At 41.3% G+C, this 18,027-nt stretch carries 14 protein-coding genes and 1 other RNA gene; 12 read left to right on the top strand and 3 right to left on the bottom strand.

The window, feature by feature from the left end:
* Positions 1–282 precede the first annotated feature (282 nt).
* From lpxB to HUS62_RS03225, 6 genes are all read left to right on the top strand, one after another.
* On the top strand, positions 283–1,440 hold the full coding sequence (gene lpxB / locus HUS62_RS03250) for a lipid-A-disaccharide synthase (protein WP_175078523.1): 1,158 nt from the start codon (positions 283–285) through the stop codon (positions 1,438–1,440).
* Entirely contained in the window at positions 1,430–2,035 is a 606-nt protein-coding gene (gene rnhB, locus HUS62_RS03245) for a ribonuclease HII (RefSeq protein ID WP_175078522.1), read from the top strand. Before lpxB ends, rnhB begins: the two co-directional genes overlap by 11 nt.
* Entirely contained in the window at positions 2,035–5,526 is a 3,492-nt protein-coding gene (gene dnaE / locus HUS62_RS03240; RefSeq protein WP_130166723.1) for a DNA polymerase III subunit alpha, read from the top strand. Before rnhB ends, dnaE begins: the two co-directional genes overlap by 1 nt.
* Positions 5,527–5,542: 16 nt before the next feature.
* The gene (gene accA, locus HUS62_RS03235; protein WP_054553102.1) at positions 5,543–6,499 is read left to right on the top strand and encodes an acetyl-CoA carboxylase carboxyl transferase subunit alpha; all 957 of its coding nucleotides are present in this window, start codon (positions 5,543–5,545) and stop codon (positions 6,497–6,499) included.
* Between the two features lie 91 nt (positions 6,500–6,590).
* On the top strand, positions 6,591–7,901 hold the full coding sequence (gene tilS / locus HUS62_RS03230) for a tRNA lysidine(34) synthetase TilS (protein WP_175078521.1): 1,311 nt from the start codon (positions 6,591–6,593) through the stop codon (positions 7,899–7,901).
* Positions 7,894–8,238 carry a hypothetical protein gene (locus HUS62_RS03225; protein ID WP_062566895.1) on the top strand — a complete coding sequence of 115 codons (345 nt, stop codon included), beginning with the start codon at positions 7,894–7,896 and terminating at the stop codon, positions 8,236–8,238. The genes tilS and HUS62_RS03225 overlap by 8 nt, the downstream gene beginning before the upstream one ends.
* Before the next feature lie 25 nt (positions 8,239–8,263).
* Here HUS62_RS03225 and HUS62_RS03220 read toward each other — a convergent pair whose 3' ends face one another.
* Positions 8,264–9,160 (bottom strand): GGDEF domain-containing protein, encoded by an 897-nt coding sequence (locus HUS62_RS03220; RefSeq protein WP_175078520.1) that lies wholly within the window; start codon positions 9,158–9,160, stop codon positions 8,264–8,266.
* A 139-nt stretch (positions 9,161–9,299) separates the two neighbouring features.
* On the opposite strand from HUS62_RS03220, the gene HUS62_RS03215 reads away from it, so the two are divergent.
* Positions 9,300–11,273, top strand: a complete 1,974-nt coding sequence (locus HUS62_RS03215) for a monovalent cation:proton antiporter family protein (protein ID WP_175078519.1) — start codon at positions 9,300–9,302, stop codon at positions 11,271–11,273.
* 7 nt (positions 11,274–11,280) lie between these two features.
* On the opposite strand, the gene HUS62_RS03210 is transcribed toward HUS62_RS03215, so the two are convergent.
* Positions 11,281–12,426 carry a patatin-like phospholipase family protein gene (locus HUS62_RS03210; RefSeq protein ID WP_138599329.1) on the bottom strand — a complete coding sequence of 382 codons (1,146 nt, stop codon included), beginning with the start codon at positions 12,424–12,426 and terminating at the stop codon, positions 11,281–11,283.
* A gap of 134 nt (positions 12,427–12,560) precedes the next feature.
* On the opposite strand from HUS62_RS03210, the gene HUS62_RS03205 reads away from it, so the two are divergent.
* From HUS62_RS03205 to HUS62_RS03185, 5 genes are all read left to right on the top strand, one after another.
* Positions 12,561–13,424, top strand: coding sequence for a DUF3014 domain-containing protein (locus tag HUS62_RS03205; protein WP_175078518.1), 864 nt, complete (start codon positions 12,561–12,563; stop codon positions 13,422–13,424).
* 136 nt (positions 13,425–13,560) lie between these two features.
* An RNA gene (gene ffs, locus HUS62_RS03200) (signal recognition particle sRNA small type) lies at positions 13,561–13,657 on the top strand.
* Positions 13,658–13,790: 133 nt separating this feature from the next.
* Positions 13,791–14,420: a TnsA endonuclease N-terminal domain-containing protein gene (locus HUS62_RS03195; protein WP_175078517.1), complete on the top strand. Its 630-nt coding sequence runs from the start codon at positions 13,791–13,793 to the stop codon at positions 14,418–14,420.
* Positions 14,413–16,221 carry a Mu transposase C-terminal domain-containing protein gene (locus HUS62_RS03190; protein ID WP_175078516.1) on the top strand — a complete coding sequence of 603 codons (1,809 nt, stop codon included), beginning with the start codon at positions 14,413–14,415 and terminating at the stop codon, positions 16,219–16,221. Before HUS62_RS03195 ends, HUS62_RS03190 begins: the two co-directional genes overlap by 8 nt.
* A gap of 2 nt (positions 16,222–16,223) precedes the next feature.
* Positions 16,224–17,225, top strand: coding sequence for a TniB family NTP-binding protein (locus tag HUS62_RS03185; protein ID WP_175078515.1), 1,002 nt, complete (start codon positions 16,224–16,226; stop codon positions 17,223–17,225).
* Between the two features lie 39 nt (positions 17,226–17,264).
* Here the strand turns inward: HUS62_RS03185 and HUS62_RS03180 are convergent.
* The coding region (locus HUS62_RS03180) for an HNH endonuclease (RefSeq protein WP_404936065.1) at positions 17,265–18,027 on the bottom strand (763 nt) is incomplete at its 5' end.

The raw sequence follows: 18,027 nt of genomic DNA, 5'->3' as shown, positions 1-18,027 counted from the left end.
CCTGCTCATCTTTTCTACAGATTAGAGATAAAGCTCTAAAGTTTCAAATATTTAATCGTTATAAAAAGCCGTTTTGCTATGGCTTATTTTATTCTTTTTAAGCTCTTTTTAGATAGTGGCCATAAACCTGCAGGCTACACACGCAAATAAATGCTCAACCAATGAGCAAGTAGGCAGGCTAATTTCGATTTCTAGTATTTATTAACTCTGTGACATTTATCCGACTGCTAAAACACGGTAAACTCGTTTTTATTAGTGCCAAAAGTTGCGAATTATCAACGAATGAAAGAACAAACAAAGCCGTTACGTATTGCCTTGGTGGCAGGTGAGTTATCAGGTGATATTTTAGGTGAAGGGCTAGTAAAAGCACTTAAGCGCCGTTTTCCGGATGCCATATTTGAGGGGATTGCAGGCCCGCGTATGCAAGCGGCTGGTTGTAAAACATTATTCGATATGGACGAATTATCTGTAATGGGCCTAGTTGAAGTACTTGGCCGATTACCGCGCCTACTAAAAATACGCAAACAATTGGTGCAGCATTTTATCGACAACCCACCAGATGTATTTATTGGTATTGATGCCCCTGACTTTAACTTACGTGTCGAAAAGCCGCTAAAAGAGGCGGGTATTAAAACAGTACAATATGTTAGCCCATCAGTGTGGGCGTGGCGCGAAAAACGTATTCATAAAATCAGTGCCGCCACTAATTTAGTGCTGGCACTTTTACCGTTCGAAAAAGCCTTTTACGATAAGCACGATGTACCTTGTACCTTTGTGGGTCATACTCTGGCTGATGATATTGCCCTTGAGCATGACCAAACCGAGGCTCGTAACCAACTAGGTTTAGCACAAACTGATAAAGTACTTGCGTTGTTACCAGGTAGCCGAGGTTCTGAAGTAGGGCTTTTAAGCGAAACCTACATTCAAACAGCAGCGAAATTACAGGCGCAAAACCCTGAACTCAAAATTGTGGTGCCTTTAGTCAATGAAAAACGAAAAGCTCAGTTTTGTGAAATTTTAGAAAAAACAGCTCCTGATCTAAAACTGCAATTATTAGATGGTCAGTCAAATCTTGCAATGCAAGCCGCTGATGCCATTTTACTTGCCTCAGGAACCGCAACGCTTGAAGGTATGCTGTACAAAAAGCCGATGGTTGTGGGCTACAAAATTAAGCCACTGAGTTACTGGATTTTCAAAACCTTATTCACCTTTAACATTAAGTATTTCTCGTTGCCTAATTTATTAGCCGATGAAGAACTCGTTCCTGAATACTTACAAACTGAGTGTAATGTTGAAAACCTATCAGCAGCGCTAACACCTATGCTTAATACCGATAACAGCGAACTAAAAGCGCGCTTTTTAGCCATACATAAAGACATTAGATTAAATGCCAATGAACAAGCTGCAGCAGCAGTCGCGGAGTTACTAAATGCAAATTGAACGACCGAATGTTAATTATATTGCTGGTGTAGATGAAGTTGGCCGTGGTCCATTAGTGGGTGATGTTGTTACCGCTGCGGTAATATTGGACCCAAATAAGCCTATTGCAGGGTTAGCAGATTCTAAAAAGTTATCAGACAAAAAACGTCAATTATTAGCGGTAGAAATAAAAGAAAAAGCCCTGTGCTATGCTATTGGCCGTTGCAGCCCAACTGAAATTGACGAGTTAAATATTTTGCATGCCACTATGCTCGCGATGAGCCGCGCGGTTGAAGGCTTAAGCGTAAAGCCTGAGTTTGTCTTTATTGATGGTAACCGTGTGCCTAGCCAATTAACTGTGCCAGCACAGGCGGTAGTAAAAGGCGATAGCCTAGTTGAAGAGATTTCAGCGGCATCTATTCTAGCGAAAGTTGCTCGTGACGAAGAAATGATTGAGCTTGATAAGCGTTATCCTGACTATGGCTTTGCAGGCCATAAAGGCTATCCGACTAAGGCACACTTTGCAGCACTTGAACAATACGGTGCTATTGCAGAGCATCGTAAAAGTTTTAAACCTGTTCAGCGCATTTTGGCGTTAAAAGGAGAGCAACTGTAATGCCTGCGCCACAATTTGTTCACTTACGTGTTCACTCAGATTTCTCAATGGTGGATGGCCTAGCTAAAACTAAGCCAATTGTCGCTAAAGCAGAAGAGCTGCAAATGCCTGCGTTGGCTATCACCGATCAGATGAACTTATGTGGTTTGGTGCGTTTTTATGGCGCTGCCCATGGCGCTGGTATTAAGCCTATTGTCGGCGCAGACTTTTGGTTAAGAAGCCCTGAATTTGAAGATGAACCTAGCCGAATTACCATCTTAGCGAAAGATAACGAAGGTTATAAAAACCTCACTTTGTTGATCTCTAAAGCGTACCAGCGTGGACATCTATTTCACCGCCCAGTGGTTGACCGTGAGTGGCTAGTGGAGCACAAAAACGGCCTAATTTTATTATCTGGCGCTAAAGATGGCGACTTAGGTAAAGCCCTATTAAAAGGTAACCCCGGGCTTATTGAATCGGTTGTTAGTTTTTATAAGCAACATTTTAGCGATCATTATTACATTGAGCTTATTCGTACGGAACGTGCTTTAGAAGAGGACTATTTACACCTAGCTGTTGAGCTTGCTACAAAAGAGCAGTTACCTGTAGTGGCAACTAACGAAGTGGTGTTTTTAAAACCAGAAAACTTTGAAGCCCATGAAATCCGCGTGGCAATCCATGACGGTTACACCTTAGAAGATAAACGTAGACCAAAACGTTTTTCTGAGCAGCAATATCTTAAAACAGCAGAGCAAATGGCTGAGCTATTTAGCGATATTCCTGAAGCGTTAGAAAACACCGTTGAAATTGCTAAGCGTTGTAATGTGACCGTACAATTAGGAACTTACTTCTTACCAGATTACCCAACCGGTTCACTGAAAATTGAAGACTTCTTGGTTAAAGTCTCTGAAGATGGCCTTGAAGAGCGTTTACAGTTTTTATTCCCAGATGAGCAAGAGCGTAAAGAGAAACGTGGCGAGTATGATGAGCGTCTGAAAATAGAGCTCGACGTAATCAACCAAATGGGTTTCCCAGGTTACTTCTTGATTGTAATGGAGTTCATCCAGTGGAGTAAAGATAACAATATTCCGGTAGGTCCAGGGCGTGGTTCTGGTGCTGGTTCATTGGTTGCTTATGCACTGAAGATCACCGACCTCGATCCACTTGAATTTGACTTACTATTCGAACGTTTCTTGAACCCAGAACGTATCTCAATGCCCGATTTCGACGTCGATTTCTGTATGGATAGGCGTGATGAGGTAATTGATCACGTAGCGGCGCTTTATGGCCGTGATGCGGTATCTCAGATCATTACCTTTGGTACCATGGCTGCAAAAGCGGTTATCCGTGACGTAGGCCGTGTACTTGGTCACCCATACGGCTTTGTTGATCGTATTTCTAAACTAGTACCGGGCGATCCGGGCATGACATTGGCTAAAGCGTTTGATGTTGAGCCGCGTTTACAAGAAGCCTACGACGGTGATGAAGAGGTCAAAGAGCTTATTGATATGTGTCGCATCCTCGAAGGCTGTACACGTAACGCCGGTAAGCATGCTGGTGGTGTTGTAATATCACCAACCACCATCACTGACTTTGCTGCTCTTTATTGTGATGATGAGGGTAAATTCCCGGTAACGCAATTTGATAAAAACGACGTTGAGACGGCGGGTTTAGTTAAGTTTGACTTCCTAGGTCTTAGAACACTTACCATCTTGCAGTGGGCAATTGATATGACTAACGAGCGCTTAGCCCGAGAGGGTAAAGAGCCGGTTGATATCAACGCTATTCCACTTGATGATAAGCCAAGTATTGAGTTACTGCTACGCGCCGAAACCACCGCGGTATTCCAGCTCGAATCTCGTGGTATGAAAGACCTTATTCGTCGTCTGAAGCCCGACTGCTTCGAAGATATGATCGCACTGGTAGCACTATTCCGCCCTGGTCCATTGCAATCAGGCATGGTAGATAACTTTATCGACCGTAAGCACGGCCGCGAAGAGTTATCTTACCCAGATGTGCAGTGGCAACACGATAGCTTGATACCCATTCTAGAACCGACCTACGGTATCATTCTTTATCAAGAACAGGTAATGCAGATTGCGCAGGTACTGGCTGGTTATACGCTAGGTGGCGCTGACATGCTGCGTCGTGCGATGGGTAAGAAAAAGCCAGAGGAGATGGCAAAGCAACGTTCAACCTTCGAAGAGGGAGCTGTTAATAACGGAGTTGACGGCGAACTTGCAATGAAAATCTTCGACTTGGTAGAGAAGTTCGCAGGTTATGGTTTTAACAAATCTCACTCAGCTGCTTATGCCTTAGTATCGTACCAAACGTTGTGGATGAAAACCCACTACCCAGCAGAGTTTATGGCTGCGGTAATGTCGGCGGATATGGATAACACCGATAAAATTGTTACCTTGGTAGATGAATGTGAAAACATGAAACTGACCTTGTTACCGCCGGATGTAAATGCCGGTGAGTACAAGTTTACGGTTAATCTACAAGGTGAAATTGTTTACGGTATCGGTGCCATTAAAGGGGTTGGTGAGGCGCCTGTTGAAGCTATTCTAGAAGCCCGTAGCGAAGGTGGCCCGTTTAAAGACTTATTTGATTTTTGTGCCCGTGTTGACTTAAAGCGTTTAAACAAGCGAGTTGTTGAAAAGCTTATTTATGCCGGAGCGCTCGATCAACTTGGTCCAGATAAAACACAGCCTGGCCGTGCAACCTTATTAGCAAGTTTAAAAGATGCCATGCGAGCAGCTGATCAGCATCATAAGGCTGAGTCATTAGGGCAGGCAGATTTATTTGGATTACTTGCCACAGAGCCAGATGAAGTTGAACAAGCATTTATCAAAGCCACAGATTTAACCGACAATGAGTGGCTAGATGGTGAGAAAGAAACTTTAGGCCTGTATTTAACTGGCCACCCAATTAATCAGTATCGTAAAGAGTTAAAGCATTATACATCAGGAAGGCTGGTCGATTTACAACCCACTAACCGCGATGTGCAGTCAACGGCTGCAGGCTTAGTGATTTCTGCCCGTACCTTAATAAATAAAAAGGGAAATCGATGGGGTCTTGTAACTTTAGATGACAAGAGTGCCCGTATTGATGTACGCTTATTCCCAGAACAGTTTGAAATGTACCAAGATTTGCTGCAAGTAAACAATATCTTGGTAATATCTGGACAGGTCAGCTTTGATAACTTCTCTGGTGGCATTACAATGACCGCTAGAGACATATGCACCATCGCTGAGGCGCGAGAAAAACGTATAAAAGCGATTAAAATGACCTTGAATATGGTGCAGATCGAGGCGAACTTCTTCGATAATTTACAAAAAGTACTGGAACCTTATAAGTTTGGTACTTGTCCTATTAAAGTATTCTATCAACGTCCGGATGCGTTGGCTGAGATTACCTTAGGAACCGAATGGTGTGTTACGCCGAGTGATGACTTAATTCACAAGTTATCGCTGATGGCGGCGCAAGATGTAGAACTAGAATTTAATTAATTAGGTAGTTTAGAGCATGAGCCTCAATTATCTTGATTTTGAGCTTCCAATTGCAGAATTAGAAGCAAAAATTGAAGAATTACAAAATGTAAGCCGCGCTGGCGAATTAGACCTTGGATTAGAAGAGGAAGTCAGTCGATTAAAAGAGAAAAGTGCTGAAATGAAAGAGAAAATTTTCTCTGAATTAGGTGCTTGGCAGGTTTCTCAGTTAGCCCGTCATCCGTTGCGTCCTTATACTCGTGATTACATCGAGCGCATTTTCACGGAATTTGACGAACTAGCAGGCGACCGTACTTTTGCTAACGACCCAGCTATTTTAGGTGGTGTTGCACGTTTTGAAGGTCAACCAGTGATGGTTATTGGCCAACAAAAAGGGCGTGACACGGCTGAAAAAATTAAACGCAACTTTGGTATGCCAAAGCCAGAAGGTTACCGTAAAGCATTACGCTTAATGGAAATGGCTGAGCGTTTCAAAATGCCAATCATGACATTTATCGACACCCCAGGTGCATACCCAGGTGTTGGCGCTGAAGAGCGTGGTCAAAGTGAAGCAATTGCGCGTAACCTTAAAGTTATGGCCGCGTTAAAAGTACCAACTATCTGTACTGTTATCGGTGAAGGTGGTTCTGGTGGTGCATTAGCAATTGGTGTGGGCGACCGCGTTAACATGCTGCAATACAGCACTTACTCTGTAATTTCGCCAGAAGGTTGTGCATCAATCTTATGGAAAAGCGCAGACAAGGCACCATTAGCTGCAGAAGCCATGGGTGTAACTGCTGCACGTGTTAAAGAGCTTGATTTAATCAACAACGTAATTGATGAGCCACTTGGTGGCGCACATCGTAATTACGATGCGATGGCGCGTAACCTTAAAAACCAACTTAAGCGTGACCTAGCTGACTTACAAGGCCTTTCACTAGATGAAATGCTTGATCAGCGTTACAAACGTTTAATGTCGTTTGGCTATTGCTAAACACAGCTTAAAATTGAAAAAAGCCGCTTTTGCGGCTTTTTTTGTTTTATAATGCCGATAACACAGACGCTTGTATACTCATTGGTTTTTAATGCAAACATCAGATTTATACCACCATTTTTTAGCACAATTGCAGCCTTTGCTGAACGCTCAGCAAAGTAGCTTTAGCGTTGCCTTATCTGGCGGTGTTGATTCGGTTGTATTGTTACATTTAATGAAGCAAGCTCAACAGCAACACTCAGAACTTAAACTTGAAGCTGTGTATGTAAATCATGGTTTGAGCAAGTATGCCGATGAGTGGCAAGGGTTTTGCCAATCGCTATGTGAAGAGCTCGATGTCGCATTTAAAGCGGTACACGTTGAAATTTTTGAGCGCTCGCGTACATCACTTGAGGCACAAGCAAGAGAGGCTCGGTACCAAGCACTCGACGAAAACTGTATACCAGGTAGTGTAATACTGCTTGGTCAGCACTTAAATGATCAACTTGAGACCTTCTTACTTCGGCTAAAACGCGGTTCTGGCTTGCAAGGCTTAGCATCAATGCCACAAACGCGATTGTTAGCGTCTGGGCGTGTATGTTTTAGACCGCTGATTAATATCACTCGTGAGCAAATTGAACAATTTGCCAGTGAATTTGCTATTACCCATATCACCGATGACTCAAATATTGATGAACGCTTTGACCGTAATTTTTTACGTCATCAGGTTCTACCCATTTTAACTGAGCGTTTTCAAGGGTTTGAAAAAAGTGCAGCGCGCAGTATTCGGCTGTTACAAAAGCAGCAATCGCTGCTCGATGAATATACTCAAAACGACCTTACACACTGTCAAAATAAGCAGGGTGGTTTAAGCTGCGAGGCAATTGCGGGGTTTAGTAAGCCCAGACAAGCAAACCTTATACGTGCGTGGCTGAATCAGTTTACCCATCAACTACCTTCTGAGAATCAGCTACAGCAAATTATTGAACAAGGCTTAACAGCAAAAGCCGATGCCCAGTTAAAAATTTGTTTGCAAAGCGGCGATGTTCGTCGACATCAGCAGCATTGGTACTTTGTGAAAGAGCAGGCAATACCTGAGGCGATGGATATTGCTTTGCAAAGCGTTGAACTGATTGGTGGCCGAAAACTAATAGTGAAAGCGGGCAAGGGTATTAGAAAACCAAAGCCCGATGAGCAAGTAAGGGTTGAATTTAATAAGCCACAAGCGCGTATAAAACCTTTGCATAAACCCGGCTCAAACACCTTAAAACATTGGTTTAAAGATGCCAAAGTAGCTCCTTGGTTACGTGCGCAGACACCACTTATTTTTTATAACGATCAACTTGTGCAAGTAGTTGGCTACTTTATTAGTGAGCAGCACAGTGTTGAAGATGGAATTCTTTGGGAGACAATCTATGAGTGAACAACCACATGTTGGTTTATCACTAGTTAATAAGGCACCACTTGGCTTTGCGTTGTCGGTGCTAGTGGCTGTAATTGCTGGTTTTGCTTATGCAGAGCTGACAATAAATACACTTTTTTATGCACTAGCTGGCGGCTTAGTTTGCTCATTATTGCTGCTAGGTTACTGGTCAGGCAAAGGCGGTATTTTCTTTATTCTAGGCGTACTTACGCCACTGGCTCTAGTGATGGTATCGCCCCTTACCACCATGGCTGCCTTGCTTTACTTATTAAGCGGCTTCTTCGCTGGTTTTTGGTTAGTATTACTTGGTTATAAATTTATAAACAAAAAAGCCTAGCGGGGGATGCTAGGCTTTTACTCAATTAGTAAGCTTTTGCGCAGTTTCTTCCTGCAGCTTTTGCCTTATAAAGACCCTTGTCAGCACGGGCAAACACTTCGTTTTCGCAGTCTTGGTTATTGGCGAGTGTATAACCAATGCTTGATGTTACATCATATTGAGCCATCAACCCTGAGCTAGCAACCAAACTCATAATACGATCAGCAATCACTTTATTAGTGGTAAATTCAGGATCGTCAATTAATAATGCAAACTCATCTCCACCAAAGCGGAAAATTGAGTCGGTACCGCGCACGCTAGTGCGTAATACATTGGCAAATTCTTGCAGTACATCATCGCCAATTTTATGACCAAAGTTATCGTTAACTTGTTTAAAGTTATCTAAATCAAGCAGCATTAAACTAAATGGACGATGCTGACGGCGGCAACGTTCTAGCTTTTGTGCCAAGCTGTCATTAAATTGACTACGATTATTTAAGCCGGTTAAAGCATCTTTAGTCGCTAAACGTAAAACACGGGTGTACATAAGCGCATTACGCAGTGGATAAACTAAAGCTGTATGTAGCTGTTTTAATTTCACTTCAATCGCTTTACCCATAGGGAACTGGCTAAAATAAATTAACTGCCCTAAGCGTTCACTTTCGATATCTAAATCAAAAGAGTACGGTGTTTGACTGGTATCGCTGCCAGCACTTTGTGACACTCCGAGTGCAGATTGGAACTGTAATCCAGATAAATTGATCAGTTGTTTTGCGTGTTCGGCAAAAATTGTCAAAATCTCTTCGATTGATAACGTAGTTTGTAACCTTGCGACCAAATCGTGTGGACTATTTGTTTCATTTATTCGGTAATGCTCTGCCGAAAACGGCAGAAACTCGCCTCGCGCAGACACCCGCTGCGTCAAAATATGGACATTTTCCATGATAATTCTCCCCCCGGAGTGTTTAGATACTCATACTTAGCGAGATTTGTGCCACATTTTTAAACTGGCTGAAAAACATATGGTTGCTATATTTAAGGTAGGGTACAGCTTTATCATCAAGTAGAAGGGAGTTTATTGCTTGCAAAATGTGCTGATTCAAGTGTTTGGCTTGCTCGTCGCTGCCGTATTATTTGTTTGGTTCTTCAAACGAATTGGTTTACCACCTATTCTTGCTTATCTTGCCACAGGCGTGTTGGCGGGGAGTCATGGTATTGGCTGGATGGCGCAAAGCCACGAAATGCACTTTGTTGCCGAACTCGGCATTGTATTTTTACTGTTTAGTTTAGGGCTTGAGTTTTCATTGCCGCGTTTAATGGCAATGCGCAATATTGTATTTGGCCTTGGCTCCTTACAGGTCGTGGTGACTAGCATTGTATTTATGCTGATTTTACTGCTGTTAGAGCACAGCCTTTTAAATAGTTTTACCATCGCCAGTTTAATGGCGCTGTCTTCAACGGCGGTGGTGGTTAAGTTACTTAAAGAGTCTGGAGATTTAAACCAGCGCCGCGGCCAGTTGGCAATAGGGGTGTTGCTATTTCAAGATATTGCTGTTGTCCCTCTACTCATTGTTTACCCTTTACTAGCACAAAGTGGCTCTGAAGAAATTGCTGGAGCATTGGCTTTTGCACTCACCAAAGGCGCTTTAGTGTGTATTTTATTGTTTGGTATAGGTAAATGGATTTTGCCTAAAGTATTTAGTGAAATAGCGCTGGTAAGAACCGATGAACTATTTATGCTAACGACTTTATTGGTTGCCTTGTTTGCCGCAGGCCTGACTTACCTATTTGGTTTATCGATGGCGTTAGGCGCCTTTTTAGCCGGCATGATGTTAGGAGAAAGTCATTATCGCCACCAACTAGAAGCCGATATTCGGCCGTTTCGCGATATATTGATGGGGCTCTTTTTTGTTACCGTCGGTATGCAGTTAGATGTGCTCTATGTACTTAATAGTTGGTACTGGATCATCGCAGTATTAATTGGCTTATTGCTATTCAAAATTGCGGTGCTCGCAATTTCTGCGCAAGTGATGGGGGAGCGTAAGCAAGATGCGGTATCGGCGGGTATTATGCTTTGGCAAATGGGAGAATTTGGCTTTGTATTAATTGCACTTGCTTCGCAGCATTTGCTAATAAGCTCAGAGCAAGCTTCGTTTTTAATTGCAGTTGGCGTACTTTCAATGGCACTAACGCCTTATCTTATTGAAAAAACACCGCTTATTCTTAAAAAACTTGGCCTTTTAAGCCATGCAGGGCAGTATTGGCAGCAGCCTGCGACAAGTAGCCCTTTATATCAAAATCATATTGTGATCTGTGGCTTTTCTCGTGTTGGGCAAACCGTAGCACGCTTTTTAAAACCCGAAGCAATTGAATACGTAGCGGTTGAGAGCAACCCCATCTTATTGCAAGAAGCAAAAGCGGCTGGTGAGCCAGTGATATTTGGCCATGTAAATCAAAAAGATATTTTAAAATCAGCGGGTGTAGAGCGGGCAAGGCTAGTCATTATTACTTTTACTGATTTTGAGCAAACGCAAATTGTTGTTGATGCCATCAAGCAAATAGCTCCTGACGTGAAAATACTGGTACGGGTGCGAGATGATACCGAAATGGAAACGCTTAAAGAGCTTGGTGTTACTGAGGTAGTGCCTGAAACACTCGAAGCAAGCCTAATGTTAGTTTCGCATGTGCTTTATATGTCTGGCGTGCCGATGACACGGATCATACGCCGAGTAAGTAAAGAGCGGCGTAATCGTTATAAGTTTTTAAATGGCTTTTTCACTGGCGATAAACTCGATGGCGAAGAGGCAAGTTCAGATAGGCTTGAGTATTTACATGTTATAGCTCTGCCAGAACACGCTTATGCGGTTAATCAGAAAATTAGTGAGCTTAAACTTGAGCAGCGCCGTGTGTCGGTTAGAGCGCTGCGCCGACAAGACCGCGAAATTGACGCACCTTCATCACAAACTATTTTATTGGCAGGCGATATTTTAGTGTTACAAGGCAAGCCTCGCCGAGTAGAGCGGGTAGAAAGGTTTTTACTCGATGGTATGGAGTAGCTTTTAGCTACTCCAGCTCTAAGAATTTACGAATTTCAGGTAGCTTTTTAAGGCCATCTTGGTAGCCAATTTCAATGAGCTTTTGGGTATAACGTTTTTCAAACAGTAAGTAGCTCGTTAAACTCGATTGCGAACGTTTCTTCACGCCTATCATGCGTAGTAACACTTTGATTGCCATAGGCATGTCATCATAAAACTGAGCTGCGATTGCATTAAAGTTTTGCGATGGATTGATCACGCAAGTTTCGATTTGTTTTAACTCTTGGTGTTTGTCGCGGGCAGGCAAAAGGCTCAAAGTACGGTTAATACGCTGTAAGCGCTCTAAATCAGACTGTAGCGTGTCGGTAAAGACGCTATCGAGTAAGTGACCTGCAATATTAGAAAGGCCCGGGTAATGAGGCTGGTAACCCGGTGGGTGCAATTCTTTTGGTTCATCAACACCAATAATAAAGATTTTTTCAGCACCTAAGTGAACCGACGGACTCAGTGGCGAAAGTTGGTGAATAGAGCCATCGCCAAAATAGTGGTTATAAACATTCACGCTCGGGAACACCATGGGAATAGCGCTCGATGCCATTAAGTGCTCAACATTAATGCGGGTTGCCTGCCCTTCACGCTTTGCTCTGCGCCACGGCTTTTGTGTAAGTGACTGAAAAAATGCGACAGAGTCACCCGTGGTGTAGCTCGAAGCGGTAATCGACACTGCATCTAGGTAGTTTTTATGTAAATTTCGTTCGATACGCGATAAATCGAGTATTTCGTGCAACAGTTTTCTCAGCGGTTTATTGTTCAGCAAACTCGCTGGTGGGTGATTAATATGTTCAGATTGAAAACTCGTAAGCATGTTGCGAGTAATATGCAAAAACACGCTTAAAAAGTCGCTTTTATAGACCTGAGAAGTCGAAAAATTCTTCCACACCCATTCAAGTTTTTTGCATGCTAAATGCGCACAGGATGCATAACATGCTAACGCTGCGGAATTAATTGCGCCAGCTGATGTCCCATTAATAATAGTAAAGGGCAGCGGTGCAGTACGAGGCATGCTTTGCGTTATCGCCTTAAGCACACCAACTTGATAAGCCGCTCGCGCGCCACCACCTGTTAGTAATAAAGCGATTTTAGAGTGTTGTGTTTTTTTTAACTTACTGCTCATGGTTGCATTTAAATAGTTGTGCGTCTTTACTTTATTTATCAACTGTAAGTCTTTAAGCTAGAAGAAGCAAAGATTAGCTCAAGGCTAAATGGTTTTTTCGTATTTTTATCTGTTTTATTTTTAAGGGAGTTTCTATGTCAGAGCATTCGTCAGAGCCTGAAGTACAAAAGGGTTCATCAAATAACAACCTGATTTTTGCGGTGGTTGTGCTTATCCTTGTTGCTGGTGTGGCAGCGTTTATTTTATTGAAGCCTGAAGATAAACCAGTGCAAGTTGTTGAAGACATTGTTGCAGAAGAAGCGCCAGTTGTTGAGTATCAAGAGCCTGAACCAGAACCTGAAGTGACAGAGCCTGAGCCAGAACCAGTTGTAGTCGATACTGCACCAGAGCGCACTCCAGAGCCAGTTCCAGAAGTTGAGCCACTACCAACGTTAAATGAAAGCGATGAAGTGGTTGTTGCTCGTATGGATGAGTTACTAAGTGACCAAGTGATGAGCTTAATGATGACCGATGATCTTATTCGCCGTGGTGTTGTGTATGTTGATAACATCGCCAAAGGTAAAGTGGCATTAAGCCACGCGCCAGTTGAACGCCCCAAAGAGTCGTTTAAAGTTATTGAGGGTGACATTTTAACAATCGACCCAAATAGCTATGAGCGCTACACGCCATACGTAAAACTATTTACCAGCCTTAGCGCTGCTCAAGTTATTCGTATGTACGATGAATACAAACCACTTATCAACGAAGCTTATGCAGAAATTGGCTACGAAGGTGATGCATTCACTGGCACGCTAGAAGAGGCAATTGACGTACTGCTTGATACGCCAGAGCCAAAAGGTGATATGCCACTCGTTCGCAACTCAGTTACGTATCAATATGCTTACTCTGAGTGGGAAAACCTACCTGATGCGCAAAAACAATTACTGCGTATGGGCCCAGAAAATATGAAAAAAGTGAAAGCTGCATTACGCAACATTAAAGCTGAACTTGAAAAGTAAGCGATAACCCCCTTAATGACAGTGCGATTGTATACCAAGTATGCAATCGCACTTTCTTTTTCGAATATCCCTTGAATAACAGGCTAAAAGTAGAGATAATCCCTTCCGCGCCAAACAAGGCCCTCAATGGCAGTCTTATTGGTCCTCTCGCAACACTAGCAGGTGAACCTGGTCAGGCCCGGAAGGGAGCAGCCACAGCGTGTGACGTGTGTGCCGAGATGCGGCTGGTAAGACTGCCACCCAAAATTCTATTTGGGTTGTCGTTTGAAGTATAAATTGACATATTTGTACTAAAAGATGACATAAATTGGAAGTATATGATGGCATAGTCTAGTATTTAACCAAATGGTTAGATGGTTGACTCACATGTACAGAAGAAAACTCAAACACTCCCGTGTAAAAAACCTCCATAAATTTGCTAGTCAAAAAAATAAATCTACCTGTTTAGTTGAATCCTCTTTAGAGTTTGATGCCTGTTTCCATTTTGAATTTTCACCATCAATAGCCGCATTTGAGGCACAACCACTAGGTTACGAATATGAGTTCAATAACCGTATTTGCCGTTACACACCTGACTTTTTACTTACCCATACAGACGGCACGCAAAAATTTATAGAAGTAAAACCGCAAAGCAAAATTGCTGACGAAGACTTTCGTGCACGTTTTATTGAAAAGCAAACCATAGCTAAGCAAGATGGACGCGACTTAATACTGGTTACTGATAAACAAATCCGTGTATACCCAACACTCAATAACTTAAAGCTTTTACATCGCTACTCTGGCTTTCAGTCCTTAACAGAGCAGCAAGAATCAGTGTTAGAACTAGTTAAGCAATACGGGTCTATTAAAGTGGGCCAGTTAGTTAGCTTTTTAAAAGTACCTGCAGGTGAGATGCTCGCTACGGTGCTACGCTTATTATCATTAGGGCAGTTATTTGCCGACTTAACTACAAATGAAATATCAATAGAAACAGCAATTTGGTCTAACAATGTTTAATGATGAGTTTAATCAGCCATTACCAAAAGTAGAGACTAAGCTACGTACAAATTATGCCAAAGATTTAGAAGCCTTTCCTGATAAAATAAGAAAAACCACGTTTGCTAAATTTAAGTATATTCAATGGATTGAAGCTAATATTCTAGGAGGTTGGACACAAAAAAATCTTGAGCCTTTATTAAAATTAATGCCCGAAGTTGAGGGGGAGAAAAAGCCTAATTGGAGAACAGCTGCACGGTGGTATAGGGCTTATACAAGTGCGGATAAAAATATCATGGCCCTAGTACCAAGGCACCATAAAAAAGGTAATAGAGAGTGCAATACATCCACCAATAAGTTTTTTGAAAAAGCACTTGAGCGTTATTTGGTAAAAGAAAAGCCGTCAGTATCATCGGCTTATAAGTTTTATAAAGACTTAGTGACTATTGAAAATGATAATTTTACAGGTAGTGATTTAAAACCTCTAACATATAAAGCATTTAAAAACAGAATAGATAATTTACCGCAATATGAAGTAATGGTGGCTCGCTATGGCAAGCACTTAGCTGATATTGCTTTTAATAAAGTAGAAGGGCATAAACGGCCTACCCGAGTACTCGAAAAAGTTGAGATTGACCATACACCACTTGATCTTATTTTATTAGATGATGAGCTACATATCCCGCTTGGTCGGCCAACACTCACCATGTTAGTTGATGTGTATAGCCATTGTATTGTTGGCTACTACTTTAGTTTTAGTGAGCCTAGTTATGATGCAGTAAGACGAGCTATGCTAAATGCGATGAAGCCTAAAAGTGAAGTAGCGAAACTATACCCAGATACGATAAATGAATGGAACTGTAATGGTAAAATTGAAACGCTTGTTGTTGATAATGGCGCTGAATTTTGGAGTAACAACCTTGAGCTTGCTTGTGAAGAAATAGGTATTAACACTCAATATAACCCTGTCGCAAAGCCTTGGTTAAAACCGTTTGTAGAACGCATGTTCGGCACAATTAACACAGAGTTATTAGATCCAGTTCCTGGTAAAACCTTTTCTAACATTTTACAAAAGCATGAATACAATCCCAAAAAAGATGCAATTATGCGTTTTACTACATTTATGCAGTTATTTCATAAATGGGTAGTAGACGTTTACCATCAAGATGCCGACAGCCGCTTTAAGTACATTCCGAGTCAACTGTGGGAGCAAGGGTTTAATATATTACCTCCAGCATTACTGAGTGATGCTGATTTTCAACAATTAGATATTGTGCTAAGTGTTTCAAATCATAGGATGCTTCGAAAAGGTGGGATACGGCTAGAAAACTTAAGCTACGACAGTTCTGAACTTGCAAATTATAGGAAGCAGTTTAGCCACAAGGCATCTCAAGAAGTTTTAGTTAAATTAAACCCTGATGATATTTCCTATATATACGTTTACCTAGATAAGTTAGACCATTACATCAAAGTTCCATGTATAGATCCAAACGGTTATACCCAAAATTTAAGCTTGAATCAGCACAAAATAAACAAACGTATTCATCGAGATTTTATTTCGGGCTCTATCGATAATGTAGGTTTAGCAAGAGCTCGTATGTTTATTCATAATAAAATTAAAAGTGAGTTTGAAGAGCTAAAAAATGCTCCCAAAAAACCAAAAGTAAAAGGTGGTAAAGCATTAGCTAAGCATCAAAATATAAATAGTGACTCACAAAAATCAATCGTGCAAAGTAAATCTGTGAAGACCAAAAAGGTTACTCCTAGAGAGCAGCCAGATCAAAGCTGGGATGACTTTACCTCAGATTTAGGTGGGTTTTGATTATGCTGACCGATAAACAAAAAGAAAGACTAAATGAATTTCGCAATGTATTTATTGAATACCCAGTAATAACAACGATATTTAACGACTTTGACAGGTTAAGACTTGGTAAAGGGTTAGCAGGTGAAAAGCCCTGCATGCTTTTAAGTGGCGATACAGGCACTGGTAAAACAGGACTAATAAAACAATATAAAGAACGCTATTTACCGCAATTTATTAATGGTGTGATGAACCACCCTGTATTAGTAAGCCGCATACCTAGTAACCCGACACTAGAATCGACTTTAGCCGAGCTTCTTAAGGACTTAGGGCAAACGGGTAGCACAGAGCGGAAACTGCGAGTAAATGGTACTCGGTTAACGACATCATTAATAAAATGCCTAAAAACTTGTGGCACAGAGCTTATAATTATTGATGAGTTTCAGGAGCTAATTGAACACAACCAAGGTAAAAAACGCCGCGAGATAGCTAATCGTTTAAAATACATTAACGATGAAGCAGGTGTATCAATTGTATTGGTAGGTATGCCGTGGGCAGAAAAAATAGCAGACGAGCCTCAATGGTCATCTCGTTTATTAGTACGGCGGCAGCTGCCTTATTTTAAATTATCAGAAAACCCAAAGCATTTTGTGCAGTTAATAATTGGCTTAGCCAACCGAATGCCATTTACCGAAAAGCCAAATTTAAGTGAGCAAACAACAGTGTTTGCTTTGTTTTCACTTTCAAAAGGCTGCTTTAGAACACTCAAATATTTTTTAGATGATGCCGTACTTTATGCATTGTTGGATAACGCGAAAACTCTCATGACCATACATTTGGTTAAAGCATATGAAGTACTGTTTCCTGATGTACCAAACCTATTTACCTTGCCCATTGCAGAAATTACGGCAAGCGAAGTTGAGCGCTATTCACTTTATAAACCTGAAAGCGCCCAGGATGAAGATCCGTTTATAGCAACCAAGTTTACTGACAAGATGCCGATTAGTCAGTTGTTGAGGAAGTGAAAATCTACACCCTAGTACTGAACTATATAGCCTATACCATCATTCATTTAGTTTGATTTTACTTTTGGCAATCATGTTGAGAGAATCTACCTTGAGTACTTGTAAATTTTCATTTCGGGGTGAAGCTTTAATATTAATACCAAAGTGCAAGTCTATTTCTTCATGATCATTCTCATTCAAGTGCACTAAGTCTAGAAACTTATCCCCACACTCTTTGATAAAGTTATACTTCTTTTTTACTTTTAAAAATTCATTTTTAAATTTGTCTTCGTTATAAATTGTTTCTAATTTAAACAGTTTAGAATTTTTCTTAATAGACTCATCTCTTATGATTAATTCAACTTCAACATCTTTTAATTCAAGGTTTTTATCATAAAAATTAGGGTTAGCTATATTAAATTTGAAGAAAGGGTTTTGATAATCTATTGATTTTTCATAAGGGTTTGCATAGCCCAAAGTAGATACTGAAGCTTTGTACCTCTCATTACAACGTTCACCAGCTGGAATTAAGTTTGAAAGTGTAGTTGCTAGAAATGGAAACTTTGATTTCGGATAGAAATGATCGAATGCTGGACGGTACCTAGCATCATTCTCAAAAATAGAGGTAATGTCTTCTTGATTACAATATGGACACACCGAAATTTTCAATTCTTTAATCAGTTCGTAACCAAATTTTTGAGCCATAATGTGGTATTTAAATGCTTTTGAAAACTCTATTACCCATTCACGGCGGGATCGCACTTTGTAAAAAGGCTTTAACATCCGCCTCTTTTCTGATCTAATAACGCCCACATTGTCACTA

The organism is Pseudoalteromonas sp. 0303 (genome assembly GCF_013349995.1).
Classification (GTDB): Bacteria; Pseudomonadota; Gammaproteobacteria; order Enterobacterales; family Alteromonadaceae; genus Pseudoalteromonas.
This window is presented reverse-complemented; position numbering and strand designations above follow the sequence as displayed.